Here is a 25,979-nt window from a genome sequence, read left to right as displayed (position 1 = left end):
GCTTTCCTTATGCTGTGATTAAAACAGTGCTCTGCTTTTGCCCAGGTTCAGCAATTGCCGAAACTTTGCTACACTTAAGCAAAGTGATAAATAACTGCGCCACTATGCATTGTCCATTTTGTAACGCTGCTGATAGTAAAGTCATTGACTCCCGTCTGGCTGCTGAAGGTTGCCAGATTCGCCGTCGCCGTGAGTGTGTTGTTTGCGGCGAGCGTTTTACCACCTTTGAGAGTTATGAAGTGGTGATGCCGCGTGTCATTAAATCAGATGGAAAAAGTGAACCCTTTGATGAGGCAAAACTCCGCCGCTCATTGATGCATGCCCTGCAAAAGCGTCCTGTGACCCAGGAACAAATTGAAACGGTGCTCAGTGATATTCAGTCGCAAATTCGTCGTCTGGGTGAGCGGGATGTGAAGTCGAGAACCATTGGTGAGATTGTCATGCAGGCATTGTTTGCGCTGGATCATGTCGCCTATGTTCGCTTTGCCTCTGTTTACCAAGATTTTCAGGATGTTGAGGCATTTCGCCGTCAGATTGAGCAAATGCAGCAACGTGAAAATGAAACCTGAGTTAGATAAATCATGTCGGAATTAAAGTCAGATCAATATTGGATGCAACGTGCCATTGAGTTGGCTCGGCTTGGACAATATTCAACTAAACCGAATCCGAATGTAGGCTGTGTCATTGTCAAGGATGGTCAACTGATTGGAGAGGGTTTCCATCCCAAAGCAGGGCAGCCGCATGCGGAAGTATTTGCATTGCGTCAGGCAGGTGGCAATGCCAAAGGTGCAACTGCTTATGTGACTTTGGAACCCTGTTCGCATTACGGCAGAACACCTCCATGTGCCGAAGCCTTGGTGAAAGCACAGGTCAGGAAAGTGGTGGTTGCCTGTTCAGACCCAAATCCACTGGTGGCAGGGAAAGGTGTGCAAATCCTGCGTGATGCGGGGATTGAGGTTGCAATAGGTGTTTGTGAGGCGCTTGCAAAAACACTCAATTTCGGTTTCTTAAAGGCCATGTCCACAGGCTTGCCTTATGTACGTTTGAAAATTGCATCCAGTCTGGATGGGCGTACCGCGATGGCGTCGGGTGAATCAAAATGGATTACAGGTACGGCTGCCCGACAGGATGTACAGCATTGGCGAGCATTTTCTGGTGCTGTGATTACGGGTATTCAAACGGTACTGGTGGATGACTGCGAACTCAATGTGCGTTCCTTGGACAAGGTTGATATTGAGACTGTGGTGCAACCCAAACGTATCGTGTTAGACCGTCAGGGACAGTTGCCACTGTCTGCAAAGATATTACAAAATCCTGAAACAGTGATGGTGATGACACCATTTCGTCAGGAACTTGCCGATTTAGGCGTGATACAATTGCCACCGCAACCTTTAAACCAATTATTGCAGACCTTAGCTCAACAATACCAAATTTATGATGTATTGGTTGAGGCTGGCGCAACTTTATCCACCGCCTTTTTACAGCAGGGTTTGGTTGATGAAATGATCAGTTATGTTGCACCCACCTTACTTGGTCAATCTGCCCGCGCTATGTTCAATGCTGAATTTAGCCAGATGGCAGAGCAACTGCGGTTTGAGTTGGTCGATGTAACCCAACTTGGGCAGGATATTCGCCTGAGATTGCTCCCTATCCAAGAGATGATATGAATCCAGAACCATCGGTTTATCACAAACGTCGGCACGCGGCACGCACCACTGACGAGTATCTTTTTCATCAGCTCGTTCCCTATCTCGGTAATAAGCGTCGTCTATTGCACCTTATTTTAGAGGCGCTTGAGATTACGGGAACACTGAATAGCAAGAAAAAGAACCCACCGATTTTTGCTGATTTCTTTGCAGGGAGTGGTGTGGTCTCTCGTTTGGCGCGCCAGAATGGCTATCGTGTGATAGCCAATGACTGGGAACCCTATAGCCATGCGCTTAATCATGCCATTTTGGCCTGTGTCGATGCGCCTGCCTTTAAGGAACTGGGTGGCTATCAAAAAGCCATTGATTATCTTAACCGTCTGCCTGAAGTTAAGGGCTGGGTTACGCACAACCTCTGTCCACGCAATGACGATGTGTATGATCCAGCACGTGACCGTTTGTTCTTTAAACGCCGTAATGGCATGCGTATTGATGCGATCCGCCAGCAAATCGCAACCTGGCAGGCGCAGGGTGCAATCAATGATGTGGAAATGAGTGCCTTGTTGGCACCACTTTTGTATTCGGCTAGTTTTGTCAGTAATACCAGTGGCGTATTCAAAAGTTTCCATCAGGGCTGGGGAGGTAAAACCCAAACTGCATTGGAACGGATTGAATCCTTACTGTGGCTGACCCCAAGCCGTTTCTGTGAGATTGGCGATACGAAGCGTCCTGCGGCTGAAATGTGGTGTGTGGATGCCCAACATCTGGCCAATCAAATGAGTGGCTTTGAAGTGGATGTGGCTTATCTCGACCCACCCTATAATCAGCATGCCTATAGCAGTAATTACCATGTGCTCAATGCGCTGACCTTATGGGATCAGGTCGATTTACCCTCCCCAGATACCAAGGGCTTTAAAAGCGGTATTGACCGTGCATGGCGTAAACAGCGCCCAAGTCCTTATAACTCATCCAAATATGCCAAAGAGGCGTATGAGAAGTTATTGGAAACCATTAATGCCCGCTATATTTTGACCAGTTATTCGACTGATGGAAATATTGAACCGAAAGACCTGCTGACCGCCAATTTAAAACGCGGCAAGGTCACATTGCTGACTCAGGATGTTCCTCGCTATCGGGTCAGTAAACAACGTCAGTCTGAACGGGCACGCGTACTGGAATTTATCGTGATTACCGATACCCATGCCAAGTCTGGTCCACCATTGCGACAACTTCTGGGGCAGTTGTATCACTTTGCTGAATTGGGTGGGGTGGATACCACAGGCAACAGTACCCAGCTTGCACTTTGGTAAATTTAAACAGACACCACTTTGCTCAATAAAGTGGTGTCTAAATCGATTATTTCTAATTTTTTCATTTTCCAACAAACTTAAATCAATTCTTCCAATAAATATTTGTTTTTATGTGAATTATCTATCATTTCTAAATGGTTGTTTTAAAGATTAATATCTTATGTTTTTGGTGGTTTTTAAAAAAATTAAAATAAAAACAGAGTCTTAATTAAATATGTTTTAGATTGCCTTGCTTCTTTTTCTTTAGATGTATTTTACCATTTGGTTATAAAATTACCTTAAAAAGATTGAACATTTTCAAAAATGAATATATTTTGCCGAGCTTGTTTTAGGTCATGTCGATGTGCAGCACTGATCAGGAGAGGTTGTGATGAGTCGCTCAGAACCCACTTTGTTGGGGCAATGTGTAGCTGAGTTTTTTGCTACAGCAGTTTTTCTATCCTTTGGGATTGGTGTGGTGGCTGCACTTAAGCTTGCAGGGGCAAGTCTGGGCCTGTGGGAAATCAGTATTGTCTGGGGTTTGGCTGTTGCATTGGCGGTTTACTTGTCTGCTGGTATTTCTGGTGCGCACCTTAATCCTGCGGTGACCATCGCATTGGCATTATTTGCAGGCTTTGATAAACACAAAGTGCCTTTCTATATTGTTTCGCAAGTGGCTGGGGCTGCGCTAGGCGCATTTTTAGTCTACAGCCTCTACAGTAATCTATTTCTTGATTATGAGCAGAGCCATCACATGCTGCGTGGCAGCGTTGAAAGTCTGGAGCTGGCGGGAATTTTCTCGACCTATCCACATCACCTGCTGTCAATTGGTCAGGCCTTTATGGTGGAAATGTTTATCACCATGTTGTTGCTCTGGTTGATTATGGCAATTGGTGATGACAGTAATGGTTTGCCACGTGGGGCTTTGGCACCAATTCTGGTTGGTTTGCTGGTGGCGGTGATTGGTGCATCCTTTGGTCCATTGACTGGCTTTGCCATGAATCCAGCCCGTGATTTTGGTCCCAAGATGGTGGCCTATTTTTCTGGCTGGGGACCTATTGCTTTCACAGGTGGAAGAGAGATTCCCTACTTTATTGTACCGATTATTGCACCCATTGTCGGTGCCTGTTTGGGCGTGCTGGGTTATAAACTGTTCTTTAGCTATTTCCTGGTCAATCATAAAGTCAAAGCCAGCCAGACCACTGAAAATCAAGTGACTGAAATGCAGTAATCATGGATTGAATAGGATAAGGGTGATTAAGTGATCGCCCTTTTTATTTGCCTATATTTGCACTGCGCATGCCTTGTTATCTCAGATTCTTTGCTTTAAGGTATCTGGTTCACTGTGACGTATGCTGCAAATAAAGGTAGGTGGGAAGTCTCATGTTTACAGGTATTATTGAAAGTTTAGGTAAGGTTGAGAGCCTGCAAAGTGTAGGCGGTGATGTTCGTCTACGTATTCAAACTGATTTGGATATGTCTGATGTGCATTTGGGAGACTCAATTGCCACCAATGGAATTTGCCTGACGGTCATTGAGTGGGGTGAAAACTGGTATGCGGCGGATGTTTCGCGTGAGAGTTTAAACCGTACCACACTAGGCCAATGGAAAGTTGGCCAAGCGGTGAATGTTGAAAAGGCGATGCTGCCGACTACACGTTTTGGTGGGCATATTGTCAGTGGGCATGTCGATGGTTTGGGTGAAATTACCCTGGTACGTCAGGATGCACGTTCTTTGTATTTTGAGGTCACCGCGCCTGCTGAATTGGCAAAATATCTGGCCGAAAAGGGTTCTGTGACGGTTGATGGCATTAGCCTGACCATTAACCATTTACGTGGCAATATCCTGAGCCTGAACCTGATTCCTCATACCGCTGAGCGTACCAATATTGGGACTTGGCAGGTTGGAACCAAAGTCAATCTGGAAGTAGATGTATTGGCTCGTTATATTGAGCGTTTATTGTTGGGTGATAAGGCCGCAGAGCAAAAAACCGAATCGAATATCAGTATGGCGTTTTTAGCGGAAAATGGTTTTCTAAAATAGAATGGCAAGCATAAAAAAGCCCAGTTTGATGAACTGGGCTTTTTATTATTTCTCGTCTGAGAACTGACTGTTTTTCAATATGTAGTCAATTTCATCCTGAGCCAGTGCATGCAACTTGGCACGGAACACAGTGACAGCTTGCTCAATCAGACTTTCCGCTTCCAGTTCCAGTCGAACACGGACACTTTCCAGTTCAGACAGAATTTGCTGATCTTCAATCACAACGCGCTGACCTTGGGCGTAATCAACACTTGGCTGTTCAGGATTGACCTGATAACGTTCAGTGTGTTGTGCAATTTCCTGATCGATATGGCGACGCAACACAATCAGGCTTTCAGTTTGCTGTTCAAACTGCTGTTCTTCATCTGCCTGTAGCTGTGCCGCATAAGCCGCCTCGGCAGCACGTTTTTCCGCCAAAGCCTTTTCCAAAGCCTGCTGTTTGCGGATACGTGCCTGTTCAATCAATTCCGCCTTTAAGTCGGCATAGGCCTGATCAATGCGTTGTTGGGAACGCTGCTGCGCTTTCTCTTCGTGTTGCGTCCATGTTTGAATCAGGGTTTGCGGCAGCAATAGATCACAGATACGTGCCAAATCTTCCTGATAAGTCTGACGGACCGTTTCAGGTGCATTTAACCAGCGTTTTTTAAAATCCTGACCTACATTTAATGCCACGCGACACTCCTCAAAATGATGCTCTTTGTTGCAGACTTATAATTTAAATGTTCGAGGTTCAATACCCAAACGACGATACATTTTAAACTTTTCCCGACCAGCCTGTTTCGCAGTTTCATTATTTTCAATAATTTCGATAATGTGGCGAAAATCCTGAGTTTGTTCAAGTGCATGATTGTTAAAATTAAACACGATCCAATCGTTGGATGGTGGTAATTGTTCTGAAATGCAGACAGAACTATGCGGTTGATGAATACCATGCGGTATAAAACTCTGGGGATCAAAAGTCCAAAGCTGTTCATCCAGTTCGGTTTGTAATTCTGGATCAGCACAATACCACCAGATATGAGGATGCTGATTCAGGATTTTTCGACATAAACGGCAAGCACTTTCGACTTGCCGTTCGGTACTATTTTCAAACAGATAAAAACTGATTTGTGCCATGTGTTAGTTATTCGTTGCAACACGATTCGCTAAAAACTGCATCAGTAATGGTACTGGGCGACCTGTTGCACCTTTGGCGGCACCTGACAACCATGCTGTACCCGCCACATCCAGATGTGCCCAACGATAGTCACGGGTAAAACGTTCAAGGAAACATGCTGCCGTAATTGCACCGCCGTATGGGCCACCAATATTGGCGATATCAGCAAAAGGAGAATCCAGCAACTCCTGATATTCCTCCATCACTGGCATACGCCATACACGATCCAGTGACTGCTCGCCTGCCTGTTGTAAATCCTGGGCCAGTTCATCATCTGGTGTAAATAAACCACTGACCACTTTACCCAGCGCCACCACACATGCACCTGTCAGCGTCGCAATGTCAATCACAAGGGCAGGGTTGAAACGTTTGATATAGGTCAGTGTGTCACAAAGTACAAGACGGCCTTCGGCATCGGTATTTAGAATTTCAACGGTTTGACCGCTCATAGTGGTCACGATGTCACCTGGACGGGTGGCATGACCTGATGGCATGTTTTCAGCCGCCGCCACCGCACCGACCACATGAATTGGGAGTCGGGCTTCGCATAATGCGCGGATTGTGCCAAGTACCGAGGCTGCGCCACACATATCAAACTTCATTTCATCCATACCCAAGCCTGGTTTGAGTGAAATGCCGCCTGTATCAAAAGTCACGCCTTTACCCACCAGTACCACAGGTGCCTGATCTACCTGGGTATTGTATTCCAACGTGATCACGCGCCCTGGACGTTCTGAGCCTTTGCTTACGGCAAGGAAAGCATACATGCCCAGGTCAGCCATTTGCTGTTCATCCAGCACCGTAACTTTGAGCAGGTCTGGATATTGTGCGGCAAGGGCAAGGGCCTGATCAGCAAGATATTCTGGGAAACAAAGATTCGGCGGGCAGTTGCCCAAATCACGCGCATAGTTTTGACCTGACTGAACCGCATGAATCAGGTTGAGTTGGGCATCATTCAGTGAGCTTTCGCTTGCAACCAGATCAATGCTTTCCAACACAAATTCATTTTTCTTGGATTTAAATGCATCATAGCCATAAGCTGCCTGTGTCAGGTTCAAGGCAAACAATGCATGTAAATCAGTTGGTAACGCCGAAATGTCTAGCGTGATGTGCTTAAATTTATTTTGTGATGATTTGATAATGGATTGTGCGAGTTTTGCTAATTTAATGGCTTTTAATTCTGCACTTTTCCCAAGACCCAGTAGCTGGGCGTTTGGCTGTAGCGCAATATTGGCAATTAACGGCAGGCTTTCATTAAAACCCGCCTTAAATTGAGTGGCATTGAGAATGTCATCTAGCTGGTTGATTTGATAAGCATTTAAATTCTGTTGTAATTGTTCTGAATCAACCAATATCCACAAAGATTCACTTGATGTTTGTGCTGGAAATGCGGTTTGCAGTGTAAATTTCATTGTCTGTTTCGAACCTAATGGACAAAAAAGAAAGATAAGTCCATTAAACACTTTCGGATATGAGGTTGCAATCGGCAACAAGCGATAGGTTTTATATTTTTAACATTCGGGTAAACTACAGTTTCCCCTCGACTGACTCTATCTGGAAGCATTACCTTGATTATTCGGCGTTACCTCGTCAAACAAGTGGTGTCCACCTCGCTGGTGGTGACTGCCTTGCTCACCTTAATCATTATGGGCGGTCAGTTGATCAAGATTTTTGGACGTGCTGCACAAGGTCGCCTGGACGGTGGTGTTCTACTGAGCATCATTGCCTATCGCCTGCCTGAGTTTTTAACGTTGATCCTGCCATTGGGCTTTTTTATTGGCCTGATGCTGGTGTTTGGCCGTCTATATGTCGATCACGAAATGGCGGTGCTGAATGGCAGTGGGGTGAGCCGCAACCAGTTGGCACGGCTGTTATTGCCAATGACCCTGGTGTTTTTGATTGTTCAGTCTATCTTGATGTTTTGGGGAGCATCTTCAGGAATACGCGCCTATGAAAGCCTGATGCAGACCCAGGCTGTGCGTGCGGGCTTTGATCTGGTTAGACCAAAGGAGTTTATTTCCTCTGGGCCGTATACCATTTATGCAGGTTCGCTTTCGGAAGACCGCAAGAATTTAAAGGATATCTTTTATTACCAAAAGGCGGATCGGGAAGATAAACCTGATGTGATGATTCTGGCGAAAGAGGCTACCCGTGTGGAAATGGCAAATGATACTGCCAATGTGGTTGATCTGGTTCAGGGGCGTCGCTACGAAATCTATCCAAACCAGCCTCGATATACCCAGGCCGAGTTTCAGTCCTATCGTTTACGTCTGGAAAATGATAAGGATGTCAAATTTGAAAGTGATGATGTGGAAGCCTTGCCGATGAGCAAGCTATGGCAAAAGCGCGATGATTCCGTGGTGCGGAGTGAGCTGGGCTGGCGGATTTTTGGTCCATTGGTCATGGTGATTGCCCTGATGCTGACCGTGGCCTTGTCTGAAGTTAGTCCACGGCAGGGACGTTATTACCGTCTGATTCCCGCCATTTTCATTTTTGCCAGCCTGATTGTGTTGATGATCGCGATTAAAACGCGGATTAGTAAGGAACAACTGGATATCTGGGCCTATCCAGTGGTGTTGCTGGTGTATGCGGGTGCTGCGGCAATTTTTGCCCGTAAACAGAAGCTGGCACCAAAAATCAAGAAAAGTATGCAGCGAGTGGGGTTGTGATGTTAGCACGTCGAATAGTCGCCAGACATGTCACCAAAACCACGGTTCTCGCCATGTTGGGAACCACGCTGGTACTGTCTTTTCTACAGGTGCTGTTTACCTATCTGGGTGAGCTGGGTTCACTTAAGCCTGATTATAACGCATGGCAGGCGTTCCTGTTTGTAATGTGGGGTGCGCCGCGTTATCTCTATGAAATCCTGCCTGTTGCGGCATTGATTGGTTCAGTTTTAGGACTGGGGGCATTGGCATCCAATAGTGAGCTGATTGTGATGCGTTCAGTGGGCATCAGCCTATGGCGCATTGTGGGTTGGGTGATGCGTTCCGCTTTATTGCTGATCATCCTGTCGTTTGCCTTGAGTGAATGGGTGATCCCATATACCAATGAAAAAGCGCAGAGCATTAAAAAACAGCGCAGTGTCGCATCTTTGGGTGAGGTAAAAGGCTATTGGTCACGTGAGGGGCAGCGCTTTATCTATATTGACTATGCCAATGCTCAGGGGCAACTTCGTAATATTAATGTCATTGATTTCGATCAAAACTACCGTTTGCAGTCTTTTGTCAGTGCTGAACAAGGGCAGTTTGTCAAAGATGGACAGTGGACTTTAAAAGAGTCGCATCAGGTCGATTTACTAGCGCAGGGCAATGCGATCAAGACTGATCATGAGCAACAGCCATTGGGTCTGGCATTACAGCCTAAATATGTACATATGGTTACGCTGGACCCAGAGGATTTGTCGCCAAGTCAACTGATCAGTTTTATGCGCTACCTGAAAGAATATAGTCAGGTGCCAAAAACCTATGAATTGGCATTCTGGCAAAAAGTTGCTTCACCCTTTGCCCTGATTACGCTGGTATTGATCGCCTGTTCCTTTATTTTTGGCCCATTGCGTCAGCAGTCGATGGGTTTCCGTCTGGTGATTGCACTGTTCACAGGACTGGGCTTTTTCTATTTACAGGACTTTTTGGGCTATGCGAGTCTGGTCTATGCACCATCGCCTGCGTGGTTTGTCTTGCTGCCAATCCTGTTGATGTTTGCGGCAGGGAGCTATTTGCTCTATCGTGCACGCTAGAGGTCTGTATAGTTTGAATTGATAATCATTATTGATTAAAGCATCTGCAAGATCATGGAGAAATTTGTCAAATTTCGGTAAACTATGCCGATCAAATGATAGACAAACAGAGAGTCCATTATGACGGATGCAAATGCTGGCAAAATTCCTCACGTTCTGGTCATTATGGATGGCGTGGGACATCGTGAAGCGGTTGAGGACAATGCTTATCTGGCGGCAAAAACGCCAAACCTCAGCGCCATGAAAGCCAAGCATCCCAATAGTTTAATTTCTGGTTCAGGTGAGGATGTGGGCTTGCCTGATGGACAGATGGGCAACTCAGAAGTTGGACATATGAATCTGGGTGCAGGTCGTGTGCTGTATCAGGATTTTACCCGTATTACCAAAGACATTCGTACAGGTGATTTCTTTGAGCATGAAGTGCTGGTGGATGCGGTGGAAAAAGCCAAGGCAGCCCATGGCGCGGTGCATGTGATGGGGTTGCTGTCAGAGGGCGGTGTACACTCGCATGAAGACCATATCGTTGCCATGTGTGAGCTTGCGCTAAAACGTGGCGCAACAGTGTACCTGCATGCATTCCTTGATGGTCGTGATACACCACCACGCAGTGCCAAGCCATCACTGGAAAAACTGGATGCCATGTTTGCCCAATACCCAAATCAGGGGCGTATTGTTTCAATGATTGGCCGCTATTTTGCCATGGACCGTGACAATCGCTGGAACCGTGTTGAGGAAGCCTACCGCCTGATAACAGAGGGAGAGGCAATCCGTGTTGCCTATTCTGCGGTTGATGGCTTGCAACAGGCCTATGCGGCGGATGAAAACGATGAATTTGTTCGGGCGACCCGTATTGGTGAAACCGTCAAGGTACAGGATGGCGACAGCATTGTATTTATGAATTTCCGTGCTGACCGTGCCCGTGAAATCACCCGTGCCTTTGTTGAAAAGGATTTTGCAGGCTTTGAACGTAAAGTTGTTCCGCATTTGTCAAAGTTTGTGATGCTGACCCGTTATCAGGCCAGCATTGATGCACCTGTTGCCTATATGCCTGAAGAACTTAAAAATTCCATTGGTGAATACCTGTCTGGTTTAGGCAAAACCCAGTTGCGTATTGCTGAAACTGAAAAATATGCACACGTCACGTTCTTCTTTAGTGGTGGCCGTGAAGATGAATATGCAGGTGAGAAGCGTATCCTGATTCCATCACCAAACGTGGCAACCTATGACCTGAAACCTGAAATGAGTGCCATAGAAGTCACTGATGAACTGGTGAATGCCATTAATTCAGGTGAGTTTGACCTGTTGGTGGTGAACTATGCCAATGGCGACATGGTTGGGCATACGGGCGTGTTTGACGCTGCGGTAAAAGCGGTTGAGACAGTGGACACCTGTTTGGGACGTGTCTATGAGGCTGTCATGGCAAACAAAGGGCATATGTTAATTACCGCCGATCATGGTAATGTAGAGCAAATGCAGGACTACGACAGTGGACAGGTTCATACCCAGCACACCACTGAACTGGTTCCATTTATCTATGTTGGACCAACGCAGGCAACCATTGCCGAGGGTGGGGTTTTGGCAGATGTTGCGCCAACATTGCTTCATTTGATGCAGATTCCTGTACCGCCAGAAATGCAGGGTAAAAATTTAATTACTCTAAAATAAATCTCCCCTAATCCTGAGAAGCGTTTAAAGCTTTGCAAGGTGAAAGAGAGAGTTCTTCATAAGGTGAACGAATGACCCAGCACAACAACATTTACAGGGCTTTATATGCAGGTTTGTTGATGTGTTGGGGGCATATCCTATATGCAGCACCAAGTCCACATCCGTCGGGCTGGGTGGATGAGACTGCACCGCATAGCACCGCCGAAGTGCCAATTGAGTCAATTCAACAGTTTGTACAGATCTATGGCATTGTACGGGACAACTATGTTGACAAGAAATCTGATGATGCCCTGTTCCAGCAGGCCATCAAGGGATTGGTCAGTGGTCTGGATCGCTATTCCCGTTATCTGTCTGCTGAGGAATATCGCCAGCTGATTCAATATACTGAGGGTGATCTGGCTTCTGTTGATTTTAATTTAAATTACGACAGCTTTGCCCGCTTATGGCAGATTCATGACCTAAAAACAGGGTCGGACTCCAATAAGCTGGGATTGCGTAATGGGCAAACCATCCTGAAAATTGACAATCAGGAATTAAAGAGCCTGAATCAGGATCAGGTGCAGGGTCTGCTTTATGGAACGATTGGCAGCACCCTGCAAATACAGCCTGAAAACAGCAATAGCACCGTAATTCTGGTTCGGAATAAAAAAGTCGAAACCGATATTGAACCTGTTTTATTGCATAATCAGGTATTGGTACTCAAAATTCGGGTATTTCAGCAAGATACAGCCAATGAAATCAAACGTCTGATTGAGGAATACAGTTCAACCAAGTTAAAGGCAGTCGTGCTGGATTTACGCAATAATCCAGGTGGACTGCTTTCCGCTGCGGTTGAATCCGCAGACTTATTTCTGAATCAGGGACTCATTGTCACCACAAAAAGCCGTTCTGAGGGCGATCAGCAGTTTCAGGCATTGCCCTCCAATGATTTTCAAAATATTAAACTGGGGATTCTGATCAACCGCCGTTCCGCATCGGCGGCTGAAGTGTTTACCGCAGCCTTGAAAGAACATAAACGGGCATGGGTGATTGGGGAGAACAGTTATGGTAAAGGCGTGGTGCAAAAGCTTTTCCCACTTCCAAGTGGTGCAGCTTTACAAATGACGGTATCGCATTATTACACTCCAAATGGCAACATGATTGAGGGACAGGGGATTCAGCCAAACCAAGCCTATCCTTTGCTACCAGAAATGAAAGAGGACAGTTATTTAGAGCATGTCACTGAACTGGTGCTGAAAAGTAAGCTTTAACATAATAAAGCCCCTTTTAAAGGGGCTTTATTTTTAGATCAGCGTATTACTCATCATCTTCAGTATCGAGTCCAAATTTTTTCAAACGATAGCGTAAAGAGCGGAACGTCATGCCCAGTTTCTTGGCGGCCAAGGTACGGTTCCAGTGGGTGAGATTGAGTGCATTGAGCAGGATTTCTTTCTCAATATTCTCTAGATAACGTTCCAGCCCCTCAGGTGGAAGCTTTTTAGAACTTATTGCAGGGCTGGCACTTTGATGAGTCTGTTCATGCTCTTCCTGTGTTGCGAATGGCATGGTGACAGGAGTCGCAATTGAGCCGCGTAATGGGGCTGTTTGCAAATGTGCAAGATCGATGTTTTCATCATCACTGAGGGTGATGGCGCGTTCAATGATGTTGCGTAACTCACGCACATTGCCTGGGAAATATTGCTGTAACAGGAACTGTTCTGCACGGGAAGACAGGGTTTTTGCAGGAAGTTCCCATTCCTGGCTAATTTTCTGGATAAAGTGATTGGCCAACAAAAGAATGTCCTGGCCACGCTCACGCAAAGGTGGCAGCACGATATCCATGACGTGAATACGGAAAAATAAGTCCTGACGGAAACGGCCCTGCTGAACCAGAAGTTCAAGGTCCTGATGGCTGGCACTGATCACACGGAAATCAACATCAATTTCCTGATCTGAGCCGACAGGACGGATTTTCTTCTCCTGTACGGCACGCAATAATTTGACCTGCATATTGAGTGGTAGTTCTGCGATCTCGTCCAGAAACAGGCTGCCACCGTGTGCTGACAGAATTAAGCCCTGTTTGTCCTGTGCCGCACCTGTAAAACTGCCTTTCTTATGTCCGAACAGTTCACTTTCCATCAATTCAGTTGGAATGGCACCGCAGTTAATCGCAATAAAAGGCCCTTCACTACGGTTACTTAGACGATGAACCAGATTGGCAACGACTTCCTTACCTGTTCCAGACTCGCCCGTGATAAATACAGGTGCCTGAGAACGGGCAATTTTCTTGAGTGCGATCCGTAATTGTTGAATCGGTGCCGAACGGCCAATCAGTAATTTATTTTCTAAAGCTGTTTCAGCCGCTTCCTGTTCAGGTTGCGGGCGATTTAACGCCTTTTGAATCAACTGGTCTAAATGTGTTTGATTGACAGGCTTACTGACAAAATCAAATGCACCCGCTTTCAATGCCGCAATGGCAATATCCATATTGCCATAGGCGGTTAGTACCGCAATCGGTGTATTGGGATAGTTCTGCGTTACGTGTTTGACTAAATCGAGACCATTGCCATCTGGAAGGTTTAGGTCTGTTAAACAGGCATCATACTGAAATTCAGTAAAGAACTTTTTTGCTTGCTCTACGCGATAGGCAAGATGGGTTTTAATCCCCATTCGTGCAAGCGTCATTTGCATGAGGAGACATAAGTCTTCTTCATCGTCTACCAGCAAGACGAGTGGTTGTTTAGTTGCCATTTCCCCGAAAACCTAATCTAAATCAATGAATTTTTGAGCATTCAATCCTGAAACATGCTCCTTGTTGTCGCTCTACATAGGTGAGCTTTGCATGATTTGCCTCACAAAAGCTATGAGACAGGTACAATCCTAAACCAGTTCCTTTAATTTCGGTACTAAAAAATGGCTTGAATAGCTGAGAAATATCACGTTTTGCCACGCCTGTACCAAAATCAATGACATCAATACAGGTTCGTCCCTCTTTTAAATGCACCTGCACCTCAATATATTCGGCATCTGCGGCATTATGTCTCAATGCATTGCGAATCAGGTTGATCATGACCTGCCTTAACTGTTTTTCATCAAACAGGATACTGGCTCGTTCGGGAAGATTGAGCTGAATCTGTTGTTTTGCATCAGCCAAATCTTCATTGAGTAGGCTACCAAAAAAATCAGTCAGGTGAATGACCTGCGCCTCTGTCGGCTTGTTGCGTGCCATTTCCAGCGTATCCTGAATGATGCTGTCAATCCGCTTGGCCTGTTTGCCAATCATGCGTGAAAGCATGTCCTGCTGATGGGCATCACTTTCCTTGAGCAGTTCATTGGCCTGTACAATTGCAGCCAGAGGGTTGCGAATTTCGTGAGCGATACTGGCTGAGAGCTGTCCTAAAGCCGCCAGTTTCAATTGCTGGACTTGCTGGTTAAGTTTCTGTGCATCTTTTAAAATCAATAAAATGAGAGACTGTTCAGGAACGATGAGGTGTTTAACCTTTACATTGACGGTATAAGGGCTTTGCTGCGATTCAAAACTAAATTCCTCACCATCTTTCAGGTCACTGAGCCTGATCAGTTCGAACAGGTCGGGCTGCCATTTGATCAGTGGTGTTTTTTCCGCCGAAATGGGAAAATGAACACCCAGCAGGGTATTGGCGGCGGGATTGCTGAGTACAATATGGCTGCTTTCATCCAGCACCAGATAACCATCCTCGATCTGTTCGAGAATATAGCGGTTAATGTTCTGGAGTTGATGGATCTCGATAGATTGGTGGAAAGTTAAGGTTTCCAGAATTTTAAAGCGTTGCACCGCAATACGGCCAATCGCATGCACCACAAAAAATAGAAAGGCAAGGAGAGCACTATTGCCGAGATGATTTAAATTATTGTAGTCAAAAAAATTACCCAGAAAACGCTGGTAAACCACCATAATTACTGCGAACAGCGTCACGATCAAAGACAACTGGGCATTAAGCAAAATGGCGGATGAAAAAATAATAATAACATAGAGCAGGCTAAGCTGGAGGTTTGGCCCACCTGCTGAAAATGTAATCATGCTCAGGCAAATTACATCAACAATAAAGACAAAGATCAGTTGCTTGGTGATTTGCAGTGGAAGTAGTTTCAGTAAAAAGAGCTGGAAAATATTGATGCAGATATAACACAGCAGTGTATAAAAATAGAGAAAGGGGTATTGATAGTTGTTGCCTAGTTGTTCTGCGGTAAGTACATAAATCAGGATCAGGCTGACTGAAATAATCAGGCGATAACCACTATACCAGATCCCTAGTCGATAGATGGTTTGTGATATAGAGGAGGCAATTTGTCCCAACATAGGCGATGACTAATGATTAAGGTTTAATGAGTCCATATCGAATCGCAAGATGGGTGAGTTTGACATCGCTATCAATTCCCAGTTTTTCAAAAATACGATAACGATAGGTGTTTACGGTTTTTACACTGACGAATAATTTATCTGCAATTTCCTGGGCACTGATACAGTTGACTACCATCATGGCCACCTGCATTTCCCGTTCAGAAAGAGCATCAAATGGAGATTGCTGGGTGTCGGAAAGATAGGAACTGGCGAGTTGTTCGGCTATGTCGGCACTGAAATATTTACCGCCCTGCATCACCTTGTTAATGGCACGCACCATTTCTGCAATCGGCGCACCTTTGGTGATATAACCCTTTGCCCCAGCCTTAAGTAACAGGGATGGATAAGGTTCTTCTGCAAGGCCACTCACCGCGATCACCTTGGTGTCAGGTGCGGTCTGCAATAGCCGACGCGTGGTTTCAACCCCACCAATGCCAGGCATGTTTACATCCAACAGCACCACCTGAGGGTGTTTTTGCCGAACTAGCGCAATCGCTTCCTCTCCTGACTCAGCCTGCCCAACAACATCAACATCTGGATGGTCTTCCAGCATACGGCAAATGCCTGTGCGTACGAGCTCATGATCATCAACAACAAGAACAGTGATCAAGAAGACCTCCTTTTTTTCAGAAAAACTGGTTTTTTGTTACATAAAGCAAAATTAGCTTGCATTGAAACGACAAAATTAGCAATCCTATTCTCCGTTTCTAGCGAATAGTTGTACACAATTGTGTCTATAAAAGCTTTACCCGATTTGTTCAAATGTAAGGCATAATGATAGTAAGCGCAAATGTGCAGCGTCCTGAGTTGAGTATTGTGTCGTGAAAAATTCTAAAAAATCTGTCATGCATGTGTTGGGCATGTCTATCTTGTTGGCGTGGAGTTCAACAAGCTTTGCCGAGCTGGTGGTCAATAACAGTCCAGTTGCTTCGGGTACAAATGGTTCCGCGTCATTAAACTGGTCTGCGAATGATGCCAGCCAGTTAATGGAGGAAGATGAACCTTTAGAGATTAGTCCGCAAGGCTCGACCTCTGTGACGACAACTTTACGCAGTGGTGGTTCTGCAACCATTACATCGTCGAGTAGCCCTAAAAATACTGTACAAATTCGCGACACTTTTAGCAACAGCAGCAATTATAGTAGCCAGCCTTCAGTCAATGCCCGCGCTGCGCTAGTGATGGATGCGCAAACGGGTGAAGTGCTGTACAGTAAAAACAGCAATATGTCTGTGCCAATCGCTTCAATCACTAAACTGATGACAGCTGTGGTGACTGCTGACGCGCGTTTAAATATGTCTGAAGAAATTACACTGGAATCCATTGATTTTGCGGGTGCGGGTGGTAAGAACTCCAGTTCAACCCTGCGTGTTGGCGACACAATGAACCGTGCAGAAGCATTGTTGTTTGCCTTGATGAAGTCTGAAAATCCTGCGGCAGCCGCTTTGGCTCGTACCTATCCAGGTGGCCGTCCTGCCTTTATTGCAGCCATGAATGCTAAGGCAAAGCAATTGGGTATGAGTTCTACTCGTTATGCTGAATCAACGGGTCTGGATCCTCATAATGTTTCATCAGCACGTGATCTAGGCATTCTAGTTAGTGCAGCTTCACAATATGGCTTGATTCGACAGTTCTCAACCACACCAACCTATGACTTCAATCTAGGCTATCGTGTGTTGAAGTCAAACAATACCAATGCCTTGGTGCGTAATGGTGGCTGGAACATTAATCTGTCAAAAACAGGTTATATCAATGAGGCGGGACGTTGTGTGGTGATGCACACCACAGTCAATTCCCGTCCAGCGGTTGTTGTATTGCTTGGTGCATCCAGTTCACAGGCACGTACCAATGATGCAACCAATCTACTGAATTGGGTTGCAACACTGCCAAAACGTATTTAATACTGCGTAGATCCGTTTTTAAAATAAAAACTCTTCATCAAGAAGAGTTTTTTTATGCCAAAATGAAGCGACATAATTTGTCTTGTATCAACCCATGATATTGGTTTTTAAACTAAAAATCGATTAATGTTGATTCACAACACTGGCTTTACAGTGCTTAAGTTTTACATCAGAAAAAACAAACAATTGAGTGATAAATAAATTAGGGGAACAACATGGGCACCTATGTGATTCGTGAGAAATACTTTGGTTATAATGATGAGGTTTTTTATGCATCAGGTAACCGTATTCACAATGTTTTTGAGGATAAGGAGCAAGCTGAAACGGCCTATAAGCAACTGGAAATCAATGGGGCGCGTGATTTCGCACTCTATGAGGTTGAATCATTGTTTGATGCAGATGAGGGATTATTAAAAAAACTGGATGATTTTGTCTTTTCACGTTGTGGCGAACATATTTATCAGCAGGGCGAAGTCTCTCGTGATACGCTGCCTGAAAGCTTAAGTGATGAGGATACTTTTGCATTTATTCAACTTGCAGATATGCAGAAATTTCAACTGGTTCAGTTTGAACAGGAAGCTCGATTTTATGCACTGTGGTCAGTCAAAAAACAGCAATGGGTGGAAGAGCATGATGAATTTTTTGCAAGTTTAGCTTATGCAGATCAACCTGAACAATTAAAGAGTCATGTTAGAACCATTTTTGCAGATTATGATTATGGTGATATTGAGCTGAAAGGTTCATTTGAAGATTTATCTGAACAACCTGTATTATTACAAGCCTTAATAAAAAATAATAAAGCGTTAAAATATAATGATAAAAGTCAAACGTTAATCATTCTGCAAGGTTGGGAGGAAGAGGGTTTATATGCTGTTAATCCTTTGCTCAAACAGCCTTTATTTGAGATCAAGGAAATTGGTTTAGAGGAAATTCAAACGATTGAAAAAGAATTGGTCAAGCAGTATAGCTATGATGAAGATGGCTGGGGAGAAGAAGAGGGTGAAGACTTTGATGCCGAAGCCATTGTTGAAGAACTAATTCAGGAGTTGGCAGAAGAATTGGACTTAAGCGATGAACAGCGGGCTGAACTGTTTGAGGAAATGAAAAAAGAATCTTAACGCCTGAAGATCAAAAAAACCTGCCGTAGCAGGTTTTTTTGATCTATCAATGATATAGCTTACATATTTGAAAGAATAGAATCTTTCACTTGAGCCATGGTGGCATCGATTGACAACATCACCGCGTCCGCACATTGCTTGATAGCAGTATCAGGATCTTTAAGACCATTACCTGTTACGGTACATACAATCACAGAACCCTCAGCAATTTTACCCGCCTTGATGTCACGGATTGCGCCACCGATAGAGGCAGCAGAAGCAGGTTCCACAAACACACCTTCATACATTGAAAGTAGGCGTTGCGCTTCAAGAATTTCAGCATCCTGTAACTCATCAAACCAGCCTTTAGAATCACGTACCACCGCTTTGGCATGGTTCCAGCTTTGTGGATTACCAATACGAATCGCTGTTGCAACAGTTTCTGGATTCTCTACAGGCGCGCCACGTAAGAATGGCGCAGCACCAGCAGCTTGATAACCGACCATGGTTGGTAAACCTTCTGGTTTAGGTCCTGTGAATTGATCTGTAGCCGCATCATAGATCACTTGTTCAAACTGGTCAGCAGGCTGGTTTGCAACTGCTTCTGTATAACCCATCCAGTGTGCCGTGATATTCCCTGCATTACCGACTGGCAGGCAGTGATAGTCAGGTGCACGACCCAATGCTTCCACGATTTCATAGGCAATGGTTTTTTGACCTTGCAAACGGTACGGGTTGATTGAGTTTACAATCGTTACAGGGGCTTGGTCAGCCACTTCTTTGACCAGACGCATACCGTCATCGAAGTTACCGCGAATTTGCATGGTGATCGCGCCGTACATCATCGCCTGTGCCATTTTACCCATGGCAATCTTGCCTTCTGGAATGAGGACAAATGCCTTGATGCCTGCACGGGCCGCATAAGCTGCCGCAGCAGCAGAGGTGTTGCCTGTAGATGCACAGATAATTGCTTTGGAACCTTCCTCAACTGCCTTGGTCACCGCCATGGTCATACCACGGTCTTTAAATGAACCCGTCGGGTTCAGACCTTCGTATTTGACATAGATTTCGACGTTTTTGCCAATAATACGTGGAATGTTCTCTAGTTTGATCAGTGGAGTATTACCTTCACCCAAAGAGATTGCACGTGTAGTTGCAGACACAGGTAAACGGTCACGATAACGGTCTACAAGACCAGTATAACGATTGGCATTCGACATGATGGTGTTCCAATATGAGGTAGAGCGGGGAGAGGGAAGTCATTTTCCCTCAACCTGATTAACTATCGAGCGATTCTAAACGAATTCTGATGATTTCGCCATGAATTGTAGGTAATGCCTGAATTTGTGCAAGCGCTTCATCCATCTTGGACTCAAGCACTGGATCAGTCAAAATCACAATTGGAATCAAATCCTTTAAGCGTGATTGCTGCATGATGGCATCAATACTGATCCCCGCACGGCTGAGAATGGTGGTGACATCGGCTAATACACCCGTCTGGTCTTCGGCATTTAGGCGGATGTAGTAGCCAGTGGTCATTTCCTCTCGGCTGAGGATTGGCACATTGGTGAGTGCTTCAAATGCCAATTGTGGAATGGTCCCAGCACCATCTTCGGTATAGGAAATATCACGTACGATATCAATCACGTCGGCGACCACAGCAGAAGCGGTTGGGCCTGCACCTGCACCTGCACCGTAATATAAGGTTGGGCCGACTGCATGAGCCTGCACAAGAACGGCATTCTTAACGCCATTGACATTGGCAATCAGTTGTTCAGCTGGGATCAATGTTGGATGGACGCGTAACTCAATTCCATTGGCTGCACGGCGTGCAATACCCAGATGCTTGATGCGGAAACCAAGATCTTCTGCATATTTCACATCTTGCGCGGTAATCTTGCTGATGCCTTCGGTGTAGACTTTGTCAAACTGTAGTGGAATACCAAAAGCACAAGAGGCTAAAATGGTGAGTTTATGGGCCGCATCAATGCCTTCAACATCAAAGGTTGGGTCAGCTTCGGCATAGCCCAGCTCTTGTGCTTCCTTTAACACATCTTCAAAGGCACGGCCTTTTTCACGCATTTCTGTCAGGATAAAGTTGCCTGTACCATTGATGATCCCTGCCAGCCATTCAATATGGTTTGCTGCAAGACCTTCACGGATCACCTTGATAATTGGAATACCGCCAGCAACCGCCGCTTCATAGGCGATCTGTACGGCATTGTCTTCTGCCGCCTTAAACAGTTCATTGCCATGTTCAGCAAGCAAGGCCTTGTTTGCGGTAACCACCTGCTTGCCATGTTTAATGGCTTCCATGATGACTTCATAGGCAGGATGAATGCCCCCCATGACCTCAACCACAACATCCACATCAGGCTGACGTACGATGTGCATCAGGTCATCACTTTGTTGAATACCCTCAAGATTTAAGTCTGGACGTGGACGGCGTGTACCCACATGGGTAATTTGAATTTCTCGACCAGTACGGCGTTTAATTTCAGCAGCATTTTCTTGTAATAATTTAAGGGCTCCACCACCAACAGTACCAAGACCGAGTATCGCCAGACGAACTGGTTTCACGTCACACTCCATTTTATTCAATCGTTTTAATGAAGCTTGATCATAGCTAAAAAACTGCGTAGACACTAGGGCCTGTTGCCACTTTATAAATGAATTGCGTTGTAAGCTAAAAATTCATCAGACGAGGCATGAAACGCAGGGGATGGTATTCCCTTGCCAAGTTTCATAACAAAGTATGAGGGATTTTTAGCTACAACCCTTTGGGACAGGGACATTTTTTGCCGCTACTGCGTTATGTTCTGCTCATTTAGAATGCTAAATTTCGCAAAACATGCCTTATATCGTCTAAAAAATGTCCTCTGTCGCAATCATGGATAAAGTGGCAACAGGCCCTCATTATTAAACTTTCCTTAAGCAATTCATGTCAGTTATAGGAACGTACAGAATCACCACTGTAATTGTTAGAATAATACACATGCGATTTAACGCTGTTTTAAGGATTGGCACCTTATTATTCAAATTATTTTTGTCATTTGAATAGCTGAAAAAATATGCAAATAACAGCCATTGTCCGAGGCACAAACCAGCCAGAATTTTTAAAACAAGAAGTCCTTGCTGATATTTTTACTGAAACTGCGCACCGTATTCCAGATAAGGTCGCCCTAATTGAGGCAACGCAACAGATCAGTTATGCCGAGCTATATCGCCAAGCATCCAATATGGCGCAACATTTAATCCTGGATGGGGTTAAAGCAGGTGATATTGTTGGTTTATGGCTGCCAAGGGGAATCGAGCTTTTAACCTCACAATTGGCGATTTGCCTCAGCGGGGCGGCATGGTTGCCTTTCGATATGGACACACCCGCAGACCGTATGGCGGTTTGTCTGGAGGATGCCAATGCCGTTGGCATGATTACCAGCGATGAATGGTATGAGCATCTTGAGGTGGTGCCACAGACCAAGTGGACAGCAACTGAGTTGCAGCGACCACTGCAACAGCAGGTCACTTTACCGAAAGCATCGCCAGATCAGCCTGCCTATATTATTTATACCTCTGGTTCTACAGGTAAACCGAAAGGCATTGTGATTACCCAAAAGAATATTTGCCATTTTTTGCGTAGTGAAAACAGCATCTTGGGAATTCAAGAACAGGATAAGGTTTATCAGGGTTTCTCGGTGGCCTTTGATATGTCCTTTGAGGAAATCTGGCTGTCCTATCTGGTGGGTGCAAGCTTGTGGATTGCACCTAAATCCTTGGTCAGTGATCCAGAGCGTTTGTGTAAAACCTTGCAGCAGGAAAATATTAGCGTTTTACATGCGGTGCCAACCTTGTTGGCCTTGTTTCCAGAAGATGTGCCGAACCTACGGATTATTAATCTGGGTGGGGAAATGTGTCCTGACTCACTGGTGGAGCGCTGGGCCTTGCCGCATCATCAAATGTTCAATACCTATGGTCCAACTGAAACCACTGTTTCGGCCAGTCTGGAACTGTTGCAACGGGGCAAGCCTGTGACCATTGGCAAGCCATTGCCAAACTATGGCATGCTGGTGATCAATGAAGAACGACAGTTATTGCCACAGGGCGAAACAGGCGAGTTATGTATTTTTGGCCCCAGTGTGGCACAGGGCTATTTGGGACGACCTGACCTGACTGCGGATAAATTTATTCAAAATCCGTGGGCGGAAAACCCTGATGAGGAAAGTTTATACCGAACAGGTGATTTGGCGCGGATTGATGAGTTCGGGCAGGTGCATTGTCTGGGACGTGCCGATGACCAGATCAAGATTCGGGGCTTCCGTGTGGAGCTGGGTGAAATTGAGGCTGCGCTGTGTGATCTGGATGGGATTGGTACGGCTGCGGTGATTTTACGTGCCGAAGATGGCATTGATCAGTTGATTGCCTTTATTGCGGCAGAAATTGACAGTAAACAGCCGATTGAAATTAAACAGCTTCGTGCTGCACTCAGTCAGCGTTTACCACCATATATGGTGCCGAATCGTTTTGAAATCATTGAAGATGTACCGCGCTTATTGTCTGGGAAAATTGACCGTAAAGCATTAAAAGCACGACCATTGATCAGTATGGTGGATCGTAGTGAATCCGATCTACCGCAAAATGTGGCGGAAGAAGTGTTATTTGAAATTCTGAATCGCTTATTTCCGAATATACCGATTAAGCTGGATGCCGATTTCTTTGATGATCTCGGTGGACATTCCTTATTGGCAGCCGTGTTGGTTTCGAATTTACGTCAGCATGAAGATTATCGTCATCTGACTATACAAAACCTGTATCAAGCCCGAAAAGTCGGGGCAATTGCAACCTTAATGCTGGATACATCGAAGCAAGCACAAAATGAACAGCTTGGACAGGATAATCCGCGTAACCAGACGTATAAGTGGCTGTGTGGTTTGGCTCAATTGATCACCATTCCAACCCTGATCTCAATCAATATTTTACAGTGGCTGGCGCCATTCTTTACCTATCATTATTTTACAGGTGGGGCACGGGATAGTATTCCTTATGCAATCCTGCTTTCGCTGTTGGTTTATGTCAGCGTGATCATTGCCAGTTTTGCCGTATCGATTGGGATAAAACGACTTTTGATGCTGGGAGTAAAAGTAGGGCGTTATCCACTTTGGGGCATGACCTATTTCCGTTGGTGGCTGGCAGATCGGATCGGCAGTATTTCACCTGTGTACCTGTTGTCAGGTTCAACTTTACTGAATCTATATTTGAAAGCTTTGGGTGCGAAAATTGGCCATGATGTCAATATTAGCTCGGTGCATATTCGGATGCCGTCTTTATTGACCATTGAAGATGGGGTGAGCATCGGCTCAAACGTCAATCTGGAAAATGCCAAAGTGGAACATGGGCATCTGGTGTTGGGTTCGATTACGCTTAAACAAGACAGTTATGTTGGTTCCTATGCAGTGTTGGAAGAAAACACGGTTCTGGAAGCCAAAGCCCATGTCAATGCCCTGACAGCCATTGAATACAATACCACTGTGCCTACAGGTGAAATCTGGGATGGTACGCCTGCCCGTAAAATTGGCCATGTCGATGAGCTGACAAAAATGCCAGCCCGTCCTGCGTTGTCATTTGTCCGTAAAATATTGGAATATGGCTATTATGCAGTAAGTGCGCTGATCATTGCCTGTATTTTCTTTATTCCCATCTTTCCAAGCTTTATTCTGGTGGATTGGTTGGATGTGAACGTGTTTAACCTTGATCCGAATAACCATTTACAAATCGCCCTGTATTACTTCCTGTTGGCGATTCCAGCCAGTGCCATGATGATGGTGATGACGGCGGTGATTTCATCCATTGTTCGTAAAGTTGCCTTGCCTAACCTGAAAACAGGAACCTATCCTGTGCATGGTGGGGTGTATTATCGCAAATGGTTTGCCGCCCAGATTCTGGAAACCAGTTTGCAGACCCTGCATGGTTTGTTTGCCACCATTTATGCACCGACATGGTTTCGGATGCTGGGTGCAAAAGTTGGTAAAAATACCGAAATCTCAACTGCAACAGGCGTGATTCCTGAAATGCTGACGTTGGGTGATGAAAGCTTTATTGCCGATGCGGTGATGTTGGGCGATGAAGAAATCAAGGGCGGCTGGATGAGCTTAAAATCCACTCAAATTGGTCATCGTAGCTTTGTGGGCAATAGCGCCTATATTGCTGATGGAACGGTATTGCCTGATAATGTCTTGATCGGTGTGCAGTCCAAAACACCTGACAATCGTGAAATGTATTCAGGACAGACATGGTTTGGTTCGCCTGCCTTGTTATTGCCTGCACGGGAGGCAGCGCAACACTATCCAGATCATCTCACCTTTAAGCCAGGTATTGGACGTCGTTTGATGCGTGGTTTGATTGAGGGTTTGCGTATTGTACTGCCTGCTGCGTTGGCGATTGGGGTGGGCTATATGATCGTGCTGGAAATTATTGATGTGATTAACATCTATAATGTTTCGGTTGGCTTGCTGGCTCTGACTCTTGCTGGACTACTATATGGTGTTGGCTGCTTTATTATTGTGGCTTTACTCAAATGGATGCTGATTGGACGTTATCAACCTAAGTCTGCGCCAATGTGGACCATGTTTGTCTGGCTCAGTGAGGGTATTACCAGTTTATATGAATCGGTTGCCATTCCGAACTTCCTCAATTACTTGCGTGGCACACCGATGTTGCCTTTCTTCCTGCGTCTGTTGGGTGTGAAGATTGGTCGGGATGTGTATCTGGATACCGCAGATATTACCGAGTTTGATTGCGTCAAAATTGGTGATCGGGCTGAATTTAATAGTTTCTCTGGACCACAGACGCATTTATTTGAAGACCGTATCATGAAGATTGGTCAGGTGAATGTCGGAAATGATGTAGTGGTCAATGCGCGTGGCATTATTTTATACAATGCCAATGTGGATCATCATGCTGTGCTGGGGCCACTGACGCTGGTGATGAAAGGGGAGAATATTCCTGCAAAATCAGCATGGATTGGTTCACCTGCGGTGCCGTGGAATGATTACTAACAGGCTGGATGTAAAAACACCATTCAAATGAATG

The 25,979-nt window shown here is 45.3% G+C and carries 20 protein-coding genes; 12 read left to right on the top strand and 8 right to left on the bottom strand.

The features are described from left to right. Positions 1-104: 104 nt before the first annotated feature. From nrdR to QLH32_RS09695, 5 genes are all read left to right on the top strand, one after another. Positions 105-569 (top strand): transcriptional regulator NrdR, encoded by a 465-nt coding sequence (gene nrdR, locus QLH32_RS09715; protein WP_267981597.1) that lies wholly within the window; start codon positions 105-107, stop codon positions 567-569. Positions 570-581: 12 nt separating this feature from the next. Continuing rightward, positions 582-1,667: a bifunctional diaminohydroxyphosphoribosylaminopyrimidine deaminase/5-amino-6-(5-phosphoribosylamino)uracil reductase RibD gene (ribD, locus tag QLH32_RS09710; protein ID WP_283266071.1), complete on the top strand. Its 1,086-nt coding sequence runs from the start codon at positions 582-584 to the stop codon at positions 1,665-1,667. Further along, complete coding sequence (locus QLH32_RS09705; RefSeq protein ID WP_267981595.1) at positions 1,664-2,956, top strand: DNA adenine methylase; 1,293 nt, start codon at positions 1,664-1,666, stop codon at positions 2,954-2,956. Before ribD ends, QLH32_RS09705 begins: the two co-directional genes overlap by 4 nt. 370 nt (positions 2,957-3,326) lie before the next feature. Then, positions 3,327-4,166, top strand: coding sequence for an MIP/aquaporin family protein (locus tag QLH32_RS09700; protein ID WP_283266070.1), 840 nt, complete (start codon positions 3,327-3,329; stop codon positions 4,164-4,166). Between the two features lie 152 nt (positions 4,167-4,318). Beyond that, entirely contained in the window at positions 4,319-4,978 is a 660-nt protein-coding gene (locus QLH32_RS09695; protein ID WP_267981594.1) for a riboflavin synthase, read from the top strand. Positions 4,979-5,023: 45 nt separating this feature from the next. On the opposite strand, the gene blhA is transcribed toward QLH32_RS09695, so the two are convergent. From blhA to QLH32_RS09680, 3 genes are read right to left on the bottom strand one after another with little or no spacing between them, the layout of a single operon-like run. Beyond that, a complete protein-coding gene (gene blhA / locus QLH32_RS09690) occupies positions 5,024-5,650 on the bottom strand; it encodes a cell division protein BlhA (protein ID WP_283266069.1) in 627 nt (208 codons plus the stop codon). Between the two features lie 36 nt (positions 5,651-5,686). Further along, positions 5,687-6,094 (bottom strand): DNA polymerase III subunit chi, encoded by a 408-nt coding sequence (locus QLH32_RS09685; RefSeq protein WP_004674261.1) that lies wholly within the window; start codon positions 6,092-6,094, stop codon positions 5,687-5,689. A gap of 3 nt (positions 6,095-6,097) precedes the next feature. Further along, positions 6,098-7,546, bottom strand: a complete 1,449-nt coding sequence (locus QLH32_RS09680) for a leucyl aminopeptidase (RefSeq protein ID WP_283266068.1) — start codon at positions 7,544-7,546, stop codon at positions 6,098-6,100. A gap of 156 nt (positions 7,547-7,702) precedes the next feature. On the opposite strand from QLH32_RS09680, the gene lptF reads away from it, so the two are divergent. The 4 genes from lptF (at position 7,703) to QLH32_RS09660 (ending at position 12,788) form a co-directional block, all read left to right on the top strand. Next, positions 7,703-8,803 carry an LPS export ABC transporter permease LptF gene (lptF, locus tag QLH32_RS09675; protein ID WP_279960240.1) on the top strand — a complete coding sequence of 367 codons (1,101 nt, stop codon included), beginning with the start codon at positions 7,703-7,705 and terminating at the stop codon, positions 8,801-8,803. Continuing rightward, complete coding sequence (gene lptG, locus QLH32_RS09670) at positions 8,803-9,873, top strand: LPS export ABC transporter permease LptG (protein WP_267981590.1); 1,071 nt, start codon at positions 8,803-8,805, stop codon at positions 9,871-9,873. Before lptF ends, lptG begins: the two co-directional genes overlap by 1 nt. A gap of 120 nt (positions 9,874-9,993) precedes the next feature. Next, positions 9,994-11,538 carry a 2,3-bisphosphoglycerate-independent phosphoglycerate mutase gene (gene gpmI, locus QLH32_RS09665; RefSeq protein WP_283266067.1) on the top strand — a complete coding sequence of 515 codons (1,545 nt, stop codon included), beginning with the start codon at positions 9,994-9,996 and terminating at the stop codon, positions 11,536-11,538. A 71-nt stretch (positions 11,539-11,609) separates the two neighbouring features. Next, entirely contained in the window at positions 11,610-12,788 is a 1,179-nt protein-coding gene (locus QLH32_RS09660) for a S41 family peptidase (protein ID WP_283266066.1), read from the top strand. 46 nt (positions 12,789-12,834) lie between these two features. Here QLH32_RS09660 and QLH32_RS09655 read toward each other — a convergent pair whose 3' ends face one another. The 3 genes from QLH32_RS09655 to gacA are packed head-to-tail and all read right to left on the bottom strand — an operon-like array spanning position 12,835 to position 16,508. Then, positions 12,835-14,268 (bottom strand): sigma-54-dependent transcriptional regulator, encoded by a 1,434-nt coding sequence (locus tag QLH32_RS09655; RefSeq protein WP_283266065.1) that lies wholly within the window; start codon positions 14,266-14,268, stop codon positions 12,835-12,837. Between the two features lie 22 nt (positions 14,269-14,290). Next, positions 14,291-15,856: a sensor histidine kinase gene (locus QLH32_RS09650; RefSeq protein WP_283266064.1), complete on the bottom strand. Its 1,566-nt coding sequence runs from the start codon at positions 15,854-15,856 to the stop codon at positions 14,291-14,293. A 16-nt stretch (positions 15,857-15,872) separates the two neighbouring features. Further along, positions 15,873-16,508, bottom strand: a complete 636-nt coding sequence (gene gacA / locus QLH32_RS09645) for a response regulator transcription factor GacA (protein ID WP_267981582.1) — start codon at positions 16,506-16,508, stop codon at positions 15,873-15,875. A 211-nt stretch (positions 16,509-16,719) separates the two neighbouring features. Between gacA and pbpG the strand changes: the two genes are divergently transcribed. Then, a complete protein-coding gene (pbpG, locus tag QLH32_RS09640; protein WP_283266063.1) occupies positions 16,720-17,796 on the top strand; it encodes a D-alanyl-D-alanine endopeptidase PBP7/8 in 1,077 nt (358 codons plus the stop codon). A gap of 215 nt (positions 17,797-18,011) precedes the next feature. Further along, a complete protein-coding gene (locus QLH32_RS09635) occupies positions 18,012-18,914 on the top strand; it encodes a hypothetical protein (protein ID WP_283266062.1) in 903 nt (300 codons plus the stop codon). 59 nt (positions 18,915-18,973) lie between these two features. Here QLH32_RS09635 and thrC read toward each other — a convergent pair whose 3' ends face one another. Further along, the gene (gene thrC / locus QLH32_RS09630; RefSeq protein ID WP_283266061.1) at positions 18,974-20,113 is read right to left on the bottom strand and encodes a threonine synthase; all 1,140 of its coding nucleotides are present in this window, start codon (positions 20,111-20,113) and stop codon (positions 18,974-18,976) included. Between the two features lie 58 nt (positions 20,114-20,171). Then, positions 20,172-21,473, bottom strand: coding sequence for a homoserine dehydrogenase (locus QLH32_RS09625; protein ID WP_267981574.1), 1,302 nt, complete (start codon positions 21,471-21,473; stop codon positions 20,172-20,174). A gap of 491 nt (positions 21,474-21,964) precedes the next feature. On the opposite strand from QLH32_RS09625, the gene posA reads away from it, so the two are divergent. After that, positions 21,965-25,945: a delta-poly-L-ornithine synthetase PosA gene (posA, locus tag QLH32_RS09620; protein ID WP_283266060.1), complete on the top strand. Its 3,981-nt coding sequence runs from the start codon at positions 21,965-21,967 to the stop codon at positions 25,943-25,945. The last annotated feature ends 34 nt before the right edge of the window (positions 25,946-25,979 follow it).

It is taken from the genome of Acinetobacter corruptisaponis (genome assembly GCF_030053775.1).
GTDB lineage: Bacteria > Pseudomonadota > Gammaproteobacteria > Pseudomonadales > Moraxellaceae > Acinetobacter > Acinetobacter corruptisaponis.
This window is presented reverse-complemented; position numbering and strand designations above follow the sequence as displayed.